Origin of the sequence: Streptomyces sp. NBC_00442 (assembly GCF_036014195.1) — a bacterium.
Taxonomy (GTDB): domain Bacteria; phylum Actinomycetota; class Actinomycetes; order Streptomycetales; family Streptomycetaceae; genus Streptomyces.
The window spans coordinates 3,029,459-3,044,049 of the sequence record NZ_CP107918.1; the positions used below are offsets into that span (position 1 = coordinate 3,029,459).

General features: G+C 68.9%; 16 protein-coding genes. 2 read left to right on the plus strand and 14 right to left on the minus strand.

The window, feature by feature from the left end; genetic code table 11:
- Positions 1 to 139: 139 nt before the first annotated feature.
- From OG432_RS13620 to OG432_RS13635, 4 genes are read right to left on the minus strand one after another with little or no spacing between them, the layout of a single operon-like run.
- Positions 140 to 436 carry a DUF4229 domain-containing protein gene (locus OG432_RS13620; protein ID WP_328311173.1) on the minus strand — a complete coding sequence of 99 codons (297 nt, stop codon included), beginning with the start codon at positions 434 to 436 and terminating at the stop codon, positions 140 to 142.
- Positions 437 to 495: 59 nt separating this feature from the next.
- The gene (locus OG432_RS13625; RefSeq protein WP_328311175.1) at positions 496 to 1,020 is read right to left on the minus strand and encodes a GNAT family N-acetyltransferase; all 525 of its coding nucleotides are present in this window, start codon (positions 1,018 to 1,020) and stop codon (positions 496 to 498) included.
- 10 nt (positions 1,021 to 1,030) lie between these two features.
- On the minus strand, positions 1,031 to 2,194 hold the full coding sequence (mqnE, locus tag OG432_RS13630; protein WP_328311177.1) for an aminofutalosine synthase MqnE: 1,164 nt from the start codon (positions 2,192 to 2,194) through the stop codon (positions 1,031 to 1,033).
- A 55-nt stretch (positions 2,195 to 2,249) separates the two neighbouring features.
- Positions 2,250 to 2,699, minus strand: coding sequence for an Lrp/AsnC family transcriptional regulator (locus tag OG432_RS13635; protein WP_100578735.1), 450 nt, complete (start codon positions 2,697 to 2,699; stop codon positions 2,250 to 2,252).
- Between the two features lie 142 nt (positions 2,700 to 2,841).
- On the opposite strand from OG432_RS13635, the gene OG432_RS13640 reads away from it, so the two are divergent.
- Positions 2,842 to 2,964, plus strand: a complete 123-nt coding sequence (locus tag OG432_RS13640; RefSeq protein ID WP_267057076.1) for a hypothetical protein — start codon at positions 2,842 to 2,844, stop codon at positions 2,962 to 2,964.
- On the opposite strand, the gene OG432_RS13645 is transcribed toward OG432_RS13640, so the two are convergent.
- The 3 genes from OG432_RS13645 to OG432_RS13655 are packed head-to-tail and all read right to left on the minus strand — an operon-like array spanning position 2,961 to position 6,092.
- Positions 2,961 to 3,686 (minus strand): UbiX family flavin prenyltransferase, encoded by a 726-nt coding sequence (locus OG432_RS13645; RefSeq protein ID WP_328311181.1) that lies wholly within the window; start codon positions 3,684 to 3,686, stop codon positions 2,961 to 2,963. The genes OG432_RS13640 and OG432_RS13645 overlap by 4 nt on opposite strands.
- Positions 3,687 to 3,732: 46 nt before the next feature.
- Positions 3,733 to 4,635, minus strand: a complete 903-nt coding sequence (mqnP, locus tag OG432_RS13650; protein ID WP_328311183.1) for a menaquinone biosynthesis prenyltransferase MqnP — start codon at positions 4,633 to 4,635, stop codon at positions 3,733 to 3,735.
- On the minus strand, positions 4,635 to 6,092 hold the full coding sequence (locus tag OG432_RS13655) for a menaquinone biosynthesis decarboxylase (protein ID WP_328311185.1): 1,458 nt from the start codon (positions 6,090 to 6,092) through the stop codon (positions 4,635 to 4,637). Before OG432_RS13655 ends, mqnP begins: the two co-directional genes overlap by 1 nt.
- Before the next feature lie 88 nt (positions 6,093 to 6,180).
- On the opposite strand from OG432_RS13655, the gene OG432_RS13660 reads away from it, so the two are divergent.
- A complete protein-coding gene (locus OG432_RS13660; protein ID WP_328311187.1) occupies positions 6,181 to 6,459 on the plus strand; it encodes a PLD nuclease N-terminal domain-containing protein in 279 nt (92 codons plus the stop codon).
- A gap of 269 nt (positions 6,460 to 6,728) precedes the next feature.
- Here OG432_RS13660 and ccsB read toward each other — a convergent pair whose 3' ends face one another.
- The 7 genes from ccsB to hemL form a co-directional block, all read right to left on the minus strand.
- A complete protein-coding gene (gene ccsB, locus OG432_RS13665) occupies positions 6,729 to 7,820 on the minus strand; it encodes a c-type cytochrome biogenesis protein CcsB (protein WP_328311189.1) in 1,092 nt (363 codons plus the stop codon).
- A complete protein-coding gene (gene resB / locus OG432_RS13670) occupies positions 7,817 to 9,520 on the minus strand; it encodes a cytochrome c biogenesis protein ResB (RefSeq protein ID WP_328311191.1) in 1,704 nt (567 codons plus the stop codon). Before resB ends, ccsB begins: the two co-directional genes overlap by 4 nt.
- Before the next feature lie 3 nt (positions 9,521 to 9,523).
- Complete coding sequence (locus tag OG432_RS13675; RefSeq protein WP_443058572.1) at positions 9,524 to 10,285, minus strand: cytochrome c biogenesis CcdA family protein; 762 nt, start codon at positions 10,283 to 10,285, stop codon at positions 9,524 to 9,526.
- Between the two features lie 7 nt (positions 10,286 to 10,292).
- A complete protein-coding gene (locus tag OG432_RS13680) occupies positions 10,293 to 10,901 on the minus strand; it encodes a TlpA family protein disulfide reductase (RefSeq protein ID WP_328311193.1) in 609 nt (202 codons plus the stop codon).
- Positions 10,902 to 10,978: 77 nt separating this feature from the next.
- A complete protein-coding gene (locus OG432_RS13685) occupies positions 10,979 to 12,202 on the minus strand; it encodes a hypothetical protein (RefSeq protein ID WP_328311195.1) in 1,224 nt (407 codons plus the stop codon).
- Between the two features lie 286 nt (positions 12,203 to 12,488).
- On the minus strand, positions 12,489 to 13,181 hold the full coding sequence (locus OG432_RS13690) for a histidine phosphatase family protein (RefSeq protein WP_328311197.1): 693 nt from the start codon (positions 13,179 to 13,181) through the stop codon (positions 12,489 to 12,491).
- Positions 13,178 to 14,500 carry a glutamate-1-semialdehyde 2,1-aminomutase gene (gene hemL, locus OG432_RS13695; protein WP_328311199.1) on the minus strand — a complete coding sequence of 441 codons (1,323 nt, stop codon included), beginning with the start codon at positions 14,498 to 14,500 and terminating at the stop codon, positions 13,178 to 13,180. Before hemL ends, OG432_RS13690 begins: the two co-directional genes overlap by 4 nt.
- Positions 14,501 to 14,591: the final 91 nt, after the last annotated feature.

Genomic DNA, 14,591 nt, shown 5'->3' on the forward strand with positions numbered 1-14,591 from the left:
GGGGATGACCGGGGGATGACCAAGGGATGCCCAGGGCGCCGGGAACGGCGACGGCCCGGTCCCGCAGCGGTGAGCTGCGGGACCGGGCCGGCCGGGGTGGTGTGAGGAACGCGACGCGGGACTGCGGGACGACGCGGGACTACTGGACGACGCCGTCCTCCTGCGAACGGTTCGCCTCCAGCTTCGCCTTGGCGCTCTCCACCTTGCTGACGATCTGGGCGGACATCGCGTCGCGCTGCTTGCGCAGCAGTACGTAGCTGAGCGGCGCGGAGATGACGAGGGCGAGCAGGACGACCCAGATGAGGTTCGAGTTGCCGTTGCCCTTGGGCACGATGCCGAACTGGACCAGCAGCCCGACGAAGACCAGGCTGCCGATGAAGATCCCCACGCGCAGCATCGTGTACCAGATGGTGGCGCTCGGCTTTGCGGCGTTCACGGCTGACCTTCTCTCTACGGCGGCACCTGCCCGACTAGTGAAGCACGCCCACAAATGGATCAGTTCAGCGGGAGCAGCATGATGATGTCGTCCCGGTCGTCGTCGGCGGCCACCCGGATCGCGCCGGGCACCCGGCCGACCTCCTTGTAGCCGCAGGAGGCGTAGAAGCGGTCGACTCCGGTGCCGCCGCGGCAGGTGAGCCGGATCGCCTCGATGCCGTCGAGCGCCCGTACCGCGTCGGCGGTCGCCCCCATGAGGTCGCGGCCGTAGCCCTTGCCCTGGTGGGCGGGGTGCACCATGACGGTGTAGAGCCACACCCAGTGCGTCATGAGGCGGTGGGTGTTGTACGCGATGAACGCGGTGGCGGCGACCCGTCCGTCCTCGTCGAACCCGACGAGCAGCCGCATCCGCCCCTCGCTCATGGCCAGGAGGTGCTTGACCAGTTCGGGGCGTACGTCCTCGACGGTGACCGGCGGCACGAAGCCGACGGCCCCGCCCTCGTCGGACACCTCGGCCCACAGGGCGAGGAGTCCGTCCCGCAGGGCGGGGGTGACCGGGGGGTCGAGCCGGAACGTCAGTGCCACGCGACCGCGCTCAGAAACGCATGAGCTGCGGCGTCTCGCGCAGCTCGGTGTCCGGGCCCGGGTACTCGCGGATGATCTCGTACCGGGTGTTGCGCTCCACGGGGCGGAAGCCGGCCTCGCGGATGAGGTCGAGCAGGTCGTCCCGGGTCAGCTTGTTCGGCGTGCCGTAGTTGTCGGCGTCGTGCGTGATCTTGTACTCGACGACCGAGCCGTCCATGTCGTCGGCGCCGTGCTGGAGGGCGAGCTGGGTGGTCTGGAGACCGTGCATGACCCAGAAGCACTTCACGTGGGGCACGTTGTCGAAGAGCAGGCGCGAGACCGCGAAGGTCTTGAGCGCCTCGGCACCGGTCGCCATCGTGGTGCGCGCCTGGAGCTTGTTGCGGACCTTGCCGTCCTGCATGTCCACGAAGTCGTGCTGGTAGCGCAGCGGGATGAAGACCTGGAAGCCGCCGGTCTCGTCCTGGAGCTCGCGCAGGCGCAGCACGTGGTCGACGCGGTGGCGCGGCTCCTCGATGTGCCCGTAGAGCATGGTCGAAGGGGTCTTGAGCCCCTTCTCGTGCGCCAGGCGGTGGATGCGCGACCAGTCTTCCCAGTGCGTGCGGTGGTCCACGATGTGCTGGCGGACCTCCCAGTCGAAGATCTCGGCGCCGCCGCCGGTCAGCGATTCGAGGCCGGCGTCGATGAGCTCGTCGAGGATCTCGGAGGCGGTCAGTCCGGAGATCGTCTCGAAGTGGTGGATCTCGGTCGCCGTGAACGCCTTGAGCCCGACGTTCGGCAGGGCCTCCTTGAGGGCCTTGAGCGAGCGCGGGTAGTAGCGCCAAGGGAGCGTCGGGTGGAGCCCGTTGACGATGTGCAGCTCGGTGAGGTTGTCGTTCTCCATCGCCTTGGCGAGGCGGACGGCCTCCTCGATGCGCATCGTGTACGCGTCCTTCTCGCCCGGCTTGCGCTGGAACGAGCAGTACGCGCACGACGCCGTGCACACGTTGGTCATGTTGAGGTGACGGTTGACGTTGAAGTGGACGACGTCGCCGTTCTTGCGGGTGCGCACCTCGTGGGCGAGGCCGCCGAGCCAGGCCAGGTCGTCCGACGCGTACAGCGCGACGCCGTCCTCGCGGCTGAGCCGTTCACCGGCCCGGACCTTCTGCTCCAGCTCGCGCTTGAGTCCCGCGTCCATCAAGGCCGCCTCCCATATGTGTGTCTTTCAGGCTCCACCCAAGGTACGCCCCGCCCTACTCGGGAAGTTCCCCGACCCGGTTCTCCCACTTCGTGGAGAGCACGATCGTGGTACGGGTGCGGGAGACGCCCTTGGTCGAGCCGAGGCGGCGGATCGTCTTCTCCAGGCCGTCCACGTCTCCGGCCCGGATCTTGAGCATGTACGAGTCGTCGCCGGCGATGAACCAGCAGTCCTCGATCTCCGCGAGGTCACGCAGGCGGCGGGCCACGTCCTCGTGGTCGGCGGCGTCGGAGAGGGAGATGCCGATCAGCGCGGTGACGCCGAGACCGAGCGAGGCGGAGTCCACCGTGGCGCGGTATCCGGTGATGACACCGGCCGCCTCCAGGCGGTTGATGCGGTCGGTGACGCTGGGGCCCGAGAGCCCGACGAGCCGGCCCAGTTCCGCGTACGAGGCCCTGCCGTTCTCCCGCAGTGCCTGGATGAGCTGCCTATCGACGGCGTCCATATGCCTGAAGCCTTCCATTGTTCAGCGATACCGCGAGTTTACGTGTAGAATCTAAGGCATGCAGGGGAGACACCCTGCGAATCATTCAGCTGTGTGGATAAATTTCCAGCAGATCAAAGACGATCTTTCAGGAGTTGTCACCGTGTACACGATCGAGATGGCCTATGCCCGCATGCGCGAGCTTCAGGACCTGGCCAACCGGTCCCGTGCCCACCAGACCGCGACGAAGCCCCGCGCCCCCAAGCGCGCCGCCAAGAAGCGCTAATCCCCGCGAGAGCCTCCTTCGAGGTCGCGGCCGCGCCCACCCGGGGCGTGCCCCGATCCGAGCTCTCCCTCCCAGCGGCGGTACAGGCCGTGCGGCACCCCCGCCGCGTCCAGCACCCGCCCCGCGACGAAGTCCACCAGATCCTGGATGTGCGTCGCCCCCGCGTAGAACGCCGGAGAGGCGGGCAGCACCACGGCGCCCGCCTCGTCCAGCGCCACCAGGTGCTTGAGGGTCTGTCCGCTCAACGGCGTCTCGCGCACCGCGACCACCAGCCTGCGCCGTTCCTTGAGCGTCACGCTCGCGGCCCGCTGCAACAGGTCCTTCGAAAGCCCGAGCGCGACCCCGGCCACACAGGCCGTCGACGCCGGCACGATCAGCATCCCCTTCACCGCGTACGACCCCGACGAGGGCCCGGCGGCCAGATCCCCGGCCGCCCAGTGCCGTACGTCCGACACGTCCACGGCGCCGAAGGTGTCCGGCTTGCCGTCCGCGCCCCGCGCCAGCCACGCCCGCAGGTCGTCCCGCCAGTGGGCGTCGCGGAACGCGATGCCCGTCTCGTCGAGCAGCGTCAGTCGCGAGGCACGCGAGACCACCAGGTCCACGCTCTCCCCGGCCGCGAGCAGCGCGCGCAGCACCGCGGCCGCGTACGGCGTGCCCGAAGCACCGGACACCCCCACGACCCACGGCGTGCGCTGCTGACTGTGTACGTTCACGTGCTCCACGTGTCCGAGCCTATCCGCCGCCCCGTGGGCGAGGCGGCGCCAGGTACTAGACCGTCAGCCCCCGCACCACCAGGTCGAGCAGCGCGCACACGAAAAGGGCGATCCCGATGAAGCCGTTGACCTGGAAGAACGCCCGGTTGAGCCGGGAGAGGTCGTGCGGCTTGACCAGGGTGTGCTCGTAGAGGAAGGCGGCGAGCACGATGACGAGACCCAGCCAGAAGAAGGCCCCGGCGCCGGTCGCCAGCGCGTACCAGACGAGCAGCGCCATCGTCACGGTGTGACAGCCGCGCGCACCGTAGATCGCCGCCGGGATGCCGAAGCGGGCCGGCACCGACTTCACGCCGTGGCCGCGGTCGGCCTCCACGTCCTGGCAGGCGTAGATCAGGTCGAAGCCGCCGATCCAGATGCCGATGGCCAGGCCCAGGATCACCGCGTCCCACGACCACGAACCCGTGACCGCGATCCACGCGCCGACCGGGCCCATCGCCTGCGCGATGCCGAGGATCGCCTGCGGGAAGTTGGTGAACCGCTTCCCGTACGGATAGACCACCATCGGGATCACCGCGACCGGCGCGAGCGCCAGGCACAGCGGGTTGAGGGCGGCCGCCGCGCCGAGGAAGACGACGAGCGCGATGGCCGCGCCCGTCCAGGCGGAGCGCACCGACACCGCGCCGGTGACCAGCTCGCGGCCCGCGGTGCGCGGGTTACGGGCGTCGATCTCGCGGTCGATGATCCGGTTGCACGCCATCGCGAAGGTGCGCAGACCAACCATGGCGACGGTGACCAGGAGCAGCCGCCCCCAGTGGATGTTCTTGTCGAGCTGGAACATCGCGGTGAGCGCCGCGGTGTAGGCGAAGGGCAGCGCGAAGACCGAGTGCTCGATCATCACGAGGCGCAGGAAGGCTTTGGTGCGGCCCGGCTGGGGCACCGCTGCGGCTGAGGCACTCACTAGAGCCCGTACTCCTTCCAGCGGCGGTCGACCTTCGCCGCCGTATCCGCGTCCGACTCGACCATCGCGGGCCAGCCGCCGTCGCGCGTGTAGCCCTCCTCGGGCCACTTCGCGGTCGCGTCGATGCCCGCCTTGCCGCCCCAGAACTGCTGGTAGGAGGCATGGTCGAGGTGGTCGACCGGGCCTTCGACAACGGTCAGGTCGCGGGCGTAGTCGGTGTTGCCGAAGGCCCGCCAGGACACTTCGTGCAGGTTGTGGACGTCGCAGTCGGCGTCCACGATCACGATGAGCTTGGTCAGCGACATCATGTGCGCGCCCCAGATGGCGTGCATCACCTTCTGCGCGTGCTTGGGGTACTTCTTGTCGATCGAGACGATCGCGCAGTTGTGGAAACCGCCCGACTCCGGCAGGTGGTAGTCCACGATGTCCGGCACGATGATCTTGAGGAGCGGCAGGAAGAACCGCTCGGTGGCGCGGCCGAGGGGTCCGTCCTCGGTCGGCGGGCGGCCGACCACGATGGACTGGAGCAGCGGGCGCCTGCGCATCGTGACGCAGTCGATCGTCAGAGCGGGGAACGGTTCCTGCGGGGTGTAGAACCCGGTGTGGTCGCCGAACGGCCCCTCGGGCAGCGTCTCGCCCGGCTCCAGCCAGCCCTCGATGACGACCTCGGCGTTGGCCGGGACCTGGAGCGGCACGGTCTTGCAGTCGACCATCTCGATCCGCTTGCCCTGGATGAACCCGGCGAAGAGGTACTCGTCGATGTCGCCCGGCAGCGGCGCGGTCGAGGCGTACGTGACGGCCGGCGGGCAGCCGAAGGCGATCGCGACCGGCAGCCGCTCGCCGCGCTTGGCGGCGACCGCGTAGTGGTTGCGGCTGTCCTTGTGGATCTGCCAGTGCATGCCGATGGTGCGCTTGTCGTGGCGCTGGAGGCGGTACAGCCCGAGGTTGCGCACGCCCGTCTCGGGGTGCTTGGTGTGCGTGAGGCCGAGGTTGAAGAACGAGCCGCCGTCCTCGGGCCAGGTGAACAGCGCGGGCAGCTGGTCCAGATCCACGTCGTCGCCGGTGAGCACGACCTCCTGGACGGGGGCCGCCTCCTGCTTCACCTTCTTCGGCGGTACGTGGACCATCGAGCCGAGCTTGCCGAAGGCCTCGCGGATGCCGACGAAACCCTGCGGGAGTTCGGGCTTGAGCAGGCCGCCGATCTTGTCGCTGATCTCCGCGTACGACGTGAGGCCGAGCGCCTTGAGCAGGCGGCGGTCGGTGCCGTACACGTTCATGGCCAAGGGCATGGAGGCGCCCTTGACGTTCTCGAAGAGGAGGGCGGGGCCGCCGGCCTTGTTGACCCGGTCGACGATCTCGCCGACTTCCAGATACGGGTCGACCTCGGCCTTGATGCGCTTGAGGTCGCCCTCGCGCTCCAGCGCCCTGAGCAGCGATCGGAGATCGTCGTAAGCCATGGGGTCCAGTATCGGGCACCGGATACCCTGGGCCGGTCACCGGGGCCGAGGCACGGCCCGCAACCGTTCCCGGGGGGACCGTTAGAACATGCTCAGGTATCTGCCGTTCCTGCTGGTCCTGGCGCTGTGGATCTACGCGTTCATCGACTGCCTCAACACCCCTGAGTCGGAGGTCAAGGGCCTCCCCAAGGTGGTGTGGATCATCATCGTGCTGCTCTTCGGGGAGGTGCTGGTGGGGCCGGTCGCGTGGCTCGTGGCGGGCAAGGTCCGCCGGGGCCCTGCGCGGTGGACGGCGCCGGACGACAACCCGGAGTTCCTCGCGTCCCTTGAGGACCGCAAGCGGCGCGACTTGGGCGAGGAGGCGTAGCCGTCCGGGTTGCCGGGGCTCGGCCCCGGGCCCCGATTTCACCTGCGGACCGGTTGCTCGCGCAGTTCCCCGCGCCCCCAAAAACCCGGTTCGCCTTCGGGTGCGGGCCTTGCCCGCCTCCCGCGCAGTTCCCCGCGCCCCTGACGGGGCTCGGTGGAGGCCACTTCAGCCCGTCCGGCGATTGAGGACGAGCGCCCTTAAGGCGCGAACGGGGTCCGGGGCGGAGCCCCAGGAGGCCCGCCCCAGCCGTGCCGCGCACCTACAACCGATCAGACGCCGGCGTAGGAGTGCTTGCCGTTGACGAAGATGTTCACGCCGTAGTAGTTGAACAGCCAGCACCCGAACGCGATCAGCGCGAGCGTCGCCGCCTTGCGGCCCTTCCAGCCGGCCGTGGCGCGTGCGTGCAGGTAGCAGGCGTACGCGACCCACGTGATGAAGGACCAGGTCTCCTTCGGGTCCCAGCCCCAGTAGCGGCCCCACGCGTCGCCCGCCCAGATCGCGCCCGCGATGATCGTGAACGTCCACAGCGGGAAGACCGCCGCGTTCACGCGGTAGGCGAACTTGTCGAGCGAGGACGCGGCGGGCAGACGCTCCATGACCGACGTCGCGAACGTGCCCGGCTTGCCGCCCTCGGCGAGCTTCGCCTCGTACCGGTCGCGGAAGAGGTACAGGATCGTGGCGACCGCGCCCACGTAGAACACCGCGCCACAGAAGATCGCGGTGGAGACGTGGATCCACAGCCAGTACGAGTGGAGCGCCGGCACCAGCTGGTCGCTCGCGGTGTACAGCACGGTGACGGCGAGGCCGAGGTCGAGCAGGACCGTGGTGACCAGCGGGAGGCCGAGCCAGCCGACGTTCTTCTTCAGGGCGAGCAGCGCCAGGTACACGCCGACCGCGACCGTGGAGAAGGTCAGGTTGAACTCGTACATGTTGCCCCACGGCGCCCGCTGCACGGACAGCGCGCGAGCGAGCACACCGCAGAACTCGATGAGGAAGCCGAGCACCGTCAGGGAGACGGCGATGCGGCCGTAGAGGTCACCCTTCTCGTCTCCGCCCGAAGCGCCGGGTCCGTCCGGCACGTCACGCGTTCCGGCGACCGAGCGGGTCACGACCTTGGGGCGCTCCAGGACCGCGGTGCCACCGTTCTTCGTGGCGACCTCGACCTTCACGGTGCCCGCGTCCTTGGCCTGCTGACCGGTACCGGTCAGCGCGGCCGCCGTACGGGCGACCTTGCTGCGGCTGCCGAAGAGCCACTCGGCCATGTTGGCGAAGAAGGCCAGCAGGTACACGGCCATCGCGGAGTAGATGAGGTAGTTGCTGGTGTGCGCCAGGCTCTCATTGGTGGTGGCGGCGAGATTCACTTCTCAGCCCCTTCGGCAGGAACGACTGACGGTTCGGGTTCGGGATCCGGCGCGGTCGGCGCCTGCGGGATGAGCGTGACCGCGAGATCGGCCAGCTCCTCGGGAAGCTTCGCGGACTCGCTGCGGCCGAGCCCGGCCATCTCGACGACGGTCACTCCGTCGTCGCCCCGGACGGCCCGGACCCAGATCCGGCGCCGCTGGATGAACAGCGAGCCGGCGAGTCCCGCGATGGCGCCGATCGCGCCGGTGAGGGCGAGACCGTTGCCGGGCTGGTGGGAGATCTGGAAGCTCGCCCACTGCTTGATGGGGCCCTTGTCGAAGGTGATCGACCCGGCGCCGTCGGGGAGTTGGAGGCTTTCGCCCGGCAGCAGCAGCTTTTTGAGGATCTTGCCCTGGTCGTCCTTGAAGGGCTTGATCGAGGGGCTGCTGGTGTTCAGCTGGTACACGTTCTGCGGCAGCCCCGAGTTGACCCCGAGGTCGCCGTGGTAGGCGCCGATGTTGAGCACCGGGAAGTCGGGCGCGGGGAACTTCGAGAACATCTGGGTCGCGCCGGTGCCCTTGCCGCCGAACGTGGGCACGAAGAACGCGGCGAAGCCGAGCTGGTCCTTGTTGCCCTTGGCGTCGCGGTAACCGTCGAGCACCTTGATGGCGCCGCTCGAGGTCAGGTTGTTGTCCATCGGCAGCAGCGGCGTGGCGCCGTGGAAGACGACGTTGCCCTTGCCGTCCTTCACGGTGACCGACGGCGCGTAGCCGTGCGAGAGCAGGTAGACCTTCGAGCCGTCGACCACGAGGGGCTTGTTGACCTCGACGGTCTTCTGCTGCGACCGGCCCTGGGCGCCCTCGGCGTACGTCAGGTGCGCCTTGAACTCCCGGGCCGTACCCAGCTCGGGGCCGCTGCGCTCGTACGACGCGTCGAAGCGGTCCAGGGTGAAGCTGAAGGGCGCCAAGTCCTCGGTGTCGAAGAGCGAGCCCGAGCGGAAGTCGTCGTACTGGGTGAGGGTGTTGGAGAACCCGTCGCCCTGCACGATGAGCTTGCCGCCCTCGGACTTGAAGAGCTGGCCGGTGGCGAACGCCACCAGGATCACGATCAGCGAGACGTGGAAGATCAGGTTGCCGGCTTCGCGCAGATAGCCCTTCTCCGCGGCGACGGCGTCACCGCTGATCCGGGAGCGGAAGCGGCGCTTCTTGAGCATCGCGAGCGCGGCCTCGCGGACCTGCTCGGGCTCGGCGTCGGTGCGCCACGTCGTGTACGCGGGCAGCCGGGTCAGGCGGCCGGGAGCGGCCGGCGGGAGTCCGCGCAGCTGGCCGACGAACTGCCAGGTGCGCGGCACGATGCAGCCGATGAGCGAGACGAACAGCAGGATGTAGATCGCGGAGAACCACACCGAGCTGTAGACGTGGAACAGGCCGAGCTTCTCGTAGATCGGCGTGAGGGTGTCGTGCCGCTTCTGGAAGTCGGCGACCTTCATCTCGTCGACGCTGGTCTGCGGGATCAGCGAGCCGGGGATGGCGCCGAGCGACAGCAGGAACAGCAGGATGAGGGCGACCCGCATCGACGTCAGCTGCCGCCAGAACCAGCGGAACCAGCCGATGACGCCGATGCCGACGGGTCCGTTGGACCGTTCCTCGGTGGGGGCGGTGGAGAGCTGTGCCCCGGCCTCGCCGAGGTCGGGCTCCGGAGTCGATTCGGTCTTGCTCATGCGTCAGACACCCACCTGAAAGCCTTGGGACCAGCCCTGTACCTGCTGGACGAGCTCCGCCCAAGCGCCGGTGAGCAGCAGCACGCCGGTCACGATCATCATGCCGCCGCCGATCCGCATCACCCATACGTAGTGCTTCTTGACCCAGCCGAAGGCGCCGAGCGCCTTGCGGAAGGCGACCGCCGCGAGCACGAACGGCAGCCCGAGGCCGAGACAGTACGCGACCGTCAGTATCGCCCCGCGGCCGGCACTCGCCTGGTCCATCGCCAGCGCGTTGACCGAGGTGAGCGTGGGGCCCAGGCACGGCGTCCAGCCGATGCCGAACAGCGCGCCGAGCAGCGGCGCTCCGGCGAGACCGGTCACCGGCCGCTTGTGGACGCGGAATTCGCGCTGGGTCATCCACGGCATGAGGCCCATGAAGAAGACGCCCATGAGGATCATCAGGACGCCGAGGACCTTCGAGAGCGTGTCGCCGTAGTCCTGGAGGTTCTTGCCGAAGTAGCCGAACAGGGCGCCGCCGGAGACGAAGACCGCGGTGAAGCCGAGGACGAACAGGCTGGCGCCCGCGACCATCCGGCCGCGCCGCGCCTCGGCCAGGTCGGTGCCGGTGACCCCGGTGACGTACGAGAGGTAGCCGGGGACCAGGGGCAGTACGCAGGGCGAGAAGAACGAGACGAGGCCGCCGAGCACGGCGACCGGCAGGGCCACGAGAAGGGCCCCGCTGAAGACCGTCTCGTTCATCGAGCCGACGGCGGCCAGTGCCATCACGCGATCACTTCTCCGCGATCAGCGGGTCGATCATCTGGTGCAGTTTGGTGTCGTCGAGTGCCATGAGGGCGCGGCCGGCGATCTTTCCGTTCCGGTCGAGGACGATCGTCGACGGAATGGCCTGCGGATTCAGGCTGCCCTTCGGGAAACGCAGAATGAGCTTGCCGATCGGGTCGTACAGGCTCGGATAGTCGACGCCGAATTCCTTCTCGAACTGCTGGGCCGGGCCCTTGTCCGTGTCGCGGGTATTGATCCCGACGAACTCGACCCCCTTGGCCTTCGTCTCCTTGGAGACCTTGGCCAGATACGGCGCCTCGGCCCGGCACGGGGCGCACCAGGAACCCCACACATTCAGCACGACGATCTTGCCCTTGAGGGACGCGACGTCGAGCTGCTTGCCGTCGACGGTCGCACCGGACAGCTCGGGGGCCGCCTGGCGGTTCCCCCGGGCCACGGTGGCGATGCCGCCGGTGCCGGTGACGAACTTCGTGTCACCGGAACCACCGGACGTACCACCGGAACCGCAGGCCGTCAGGGTCAGCGCACCGGCGGCCACGGCAGCCGCGGCCAGCGTCAGGGTGCGACGGCGTCGGAAAGCAGGACTCACGGACATGTGAAAAGTTTCGCATGGCGGATTCGGGGATCTTGCGCGCCCCCCTGCATGCCCGTAAAGCCCCTTGTCAGGAAGGCCTAAACGGACTTCATGAACGTGTTCCAGCCACCGGCAGGAGCCTGCCCCACGCCCAGCGTACGGAGCTTGGCGAGCACCTTCGGGTCCTGTACGTCGAGCCAGTCGCAGTACTGCTTGAAGGAGACGAGCCTCACATCCTTCTTCGCGTCCCGCTGCGCCACGATGCCCTTGAAGGCCTCTTCGACGGCGTCCATGTAGATGCCACCGTTCCACTGTTCGAAGTGGTTTCCGATGTAGAACGGCGCGCGATTGGATTCGTAGGCGCGCTTGAATCCGGCGAGATATGCCTCGGTGGCCTGCTTGCGCCAGCCCGGGTAGTTGGCCGGCGGCGCCTTGGTCGAATTCTTGGACTGGTTGGCGAGGATGTTGTAGTCCATCGACAGGACCTGGAACGAGTGCCCGGGGAAGGGTATTTGCTGGAGCGGCAGGTCCCACAGGCCGTGCCGCTTGACCGGCCACACCTGGGTGCCGCCGGGCGAGGAGGCGTCGTAGCGCCAGCCCAGCTTCTGCGCGGTGGGCAGCAGGTTGTCCTGGCCGAGCAGACAGGGGGTGCGGCCGCCGGCGAGTTCGCGCTTGTAGTCGAACGGGAGCGGGTCCTCGTCCGTCCAGCCGGTGTTGGTCTTCCACTGGGTGACGAAGTCGATCGCCTGGTCTATCTCGCTCTGCCACTGGGCGGCGGTCCAGTGCTCGACCGTGCCGCGTCCGGTGCAGAAGTGACCGTTGAAGTGCGTGCCTATCTCGTGGCCGTCGGTCCAGGCCTGGCGGACGTACTTCAGCGTCTCCTTGATGTGCGGGTCGGAGAGGTAGCCGATGTCGGAGGCGCCGACGGCGTTGTTCGGCGGCCGGTAGAGGCGCTTCTTGGCCTCGGGCAGCAGATACAGGCCGGAGAGGAAGAACGTCATCCCCGCGCCGTGGTCCTTGGCGAGCTGGAGGAAGCGGGGGAACAGGCCGTTGCCGACCTCGCCCGCGCCGTCCCAGGAGAAGATGACGAACTGCGGCGGGGTCTCGCCGGGCTGGAGCGGGACGGGCTTGTCGGGCTGGTGCGGCTGCTTGCCGGTGTCGGCGGTGGAACCGTCGCCTATCAGTTTGGCGTCGGCCTTCTTGGCGGCCGGATCGCCGCCCTTGTCGCCCTTGCCGCTGTCGCCGCCCGAGCCGCTGCCGCCCGAACTGCCGCATCCGGCGAGGCCGGCCGCCGTGGCGGCTCCCAGTCCCAGTCCCAGCATGCCCCTTCGGCTGAAGTTCCGTCCGTTCTCCCGCATACGCCCGTCCGTTCCCATCGCGTCGCACCGTCGTCTCGTCGTCCTCGAACCCAAGCGCGTCACCGCAGTTGGGCGATGTGTGAGATGCCAGGAGAAACCGGGGTGGTTCCCCACAGCTCGCACAAATCTTCGTAAACCGTACGAGATGAGGAGTGCGGGTCGAGGGGGCGGGGGGTGGGGATCGCGTGAACACCGGGGCGGACGGGGTGGTCCGGCGGGCCGGCCGGAGCACTCCGGCCGGCCGCGGACGTCAGGCGCCGAAGGCCTTCGACGTGCCCTTGACCGGCTTGGCGCCGGCCAGCAGATGCGCCGGTACGAGATCGCGCGCGGGTTCGCTGTAGCCCACGGACACGATCCGGTCGCCCTGATAGGTGAAGCTGGTCAGCGAGGCCAGCGTGCACTGCCGCTTGCGGGGGTCGTGCCACAGGCGTCGCTTCTCGACGAAGCTACGCAGGATCCAGATCGGCAGCTGGTGACTGACGCACACCGCCTCGTGGCCGCGGGCCGCGTCCCGCGCCGCGTCGAGCGCGCCCATCATCCGGACGACCTGCTCGACGTAGGGCTCGCCCCACGACGGGCGGAACGGGTTGGTCAGGTGCTTCCAGTTGGCGGGCTTGCGCAGGGCGCCGTCACCTACTCCGAAGGTCTTGCCCTCGAAGACGTTGCCCGCCTCGATCAGACGCGGGTCGGTGCCCAGGTCGAGGCCGTGCGCCTTGGCGATCGGGGTGGCCGTCTCCTGGGCGCGCTCCAGCGGGGAGGCGACGACATGGGTGATGTCGCGGCCGGCCAGGTGCTCGGCGACCCGGTCGGCCATCTCGCGGCCGAGTTCCGAGAGGTGGTAGCCGGGGCGGCGCCCGTAGAGCACGCCGTCCGGGTTGTGCACCTCGCCGTGGCGCATCAGGTGAACCACGGTCAGTTCGTTTCCTGCGGTGTTCTCGCTCATGCCGTGGCCTCCGCTGCGGCGCGGGCCGCTGCGGGCAGCGCAGCCGCGATGCGCTCGATCGCGCGCTCGTCGTGGGCGGTCGACACGAACCAGGACTCGAACGCCGAGGGCGGCAGATAGACGCCCTGCGACAGCATCGAGTGGAAGAACCCGTTGAAGCGGAAGGACTCCTGCTTCTTCGCGTCGTCGTAGTTGCGGACCTCGTCGGCCGTGAAGAAGACGGAGAACATGTTGCTCGCCGTCTGCAGCCGGTGGGCCACGCCCTCCTTGCTGAGCGCGCCGGTGACGAGCCCCTGGATCTCCCGCGAGACGGCGTCGACCTTCACGTACGCCGCGTCGTCGAGCAGCCGCAGCTGGGCGAGGCCCGCGGCGGTGGCGATCGGGTTCCCCGACAGGGTGCCCGCCTGGTAGACGGGGCCCGCCGGAGCGAGGTGGCCCATCACATCGGCGCGGCCGCCGAACGCCGCGGCCGGGAAGCCGCCGCCCATGACCTTGCCGAACGTCATGAGGTCCGGCGTGACGCCGTCGATCCCGAACCAGCCCGCCTTCGAGGTACGGAAACCGGTCATCACCTCGTCGGAGATGTAGAGCGCGCCGTTCTTGGCACAGGCCGCCTTGAGACCGGCGTTGAAGCCGTCGGCGGGCGGGACGACGCCCATGTTGCCGGGCGAGGCCTCGGTGATCACACAGGCGATCTCGCCCGGGTTGGCGTGGAACGCCGCGTGCACCGCGTCCAGGTCGTTGTAGGGCAGCACGATCGTGTCGCCGGCCTGGGCGCCGGTCACCCCGGGGGTGTCGGGAAGGCCGAAGGTGGCGACCCCGGAACCGGCGGCGGCGAGCAGCGCGTCCACATGACCGTGGTAGCAGCCGGCGAACTTGATCACCTTGGCGCGGCCCGTGAAGCCGCGGGCCAGGCGGATCGCGGACATGGTCGCCTCGGTGCCCGAGGACACCAGACGGACCTGCTCGACCGGCTCGATCCGGGCCACGATCTCCTCGGCGAGCGCGACCTCTCCCTCGCCGGGCGTGCCGAAGGAGGTGCCGCGGGCGACGGCCTCCTGCGCGGCTGCGACGACCTCGGGGTGCGCGTGCCCGAGGATCATCGGGCCCCACGAGCACACCAGGTCGACGTATTCGCGCCCGTCGGCATCGGTCAGGTAGGGCCCCGTACCGGACACCATGAACCGGGGCGTACCGCCCACGGCCCGGAAGGCTCGGACGGGGGAGTTCACACCGCCGGGCGTCACGGCGGACGCACGGTCGAAGAGGTTCTGCGAAACTGGGGCGTCGTATTCGTACGGATAGCTCACACCCGCCATGGTGGCAGAGGCCCGGACGTTCTTGCGGACCGGTGTTTCACCGCACCCGCGCTGGGGAGGTCAGTGACACGATGATCCGCAGATGATCGAG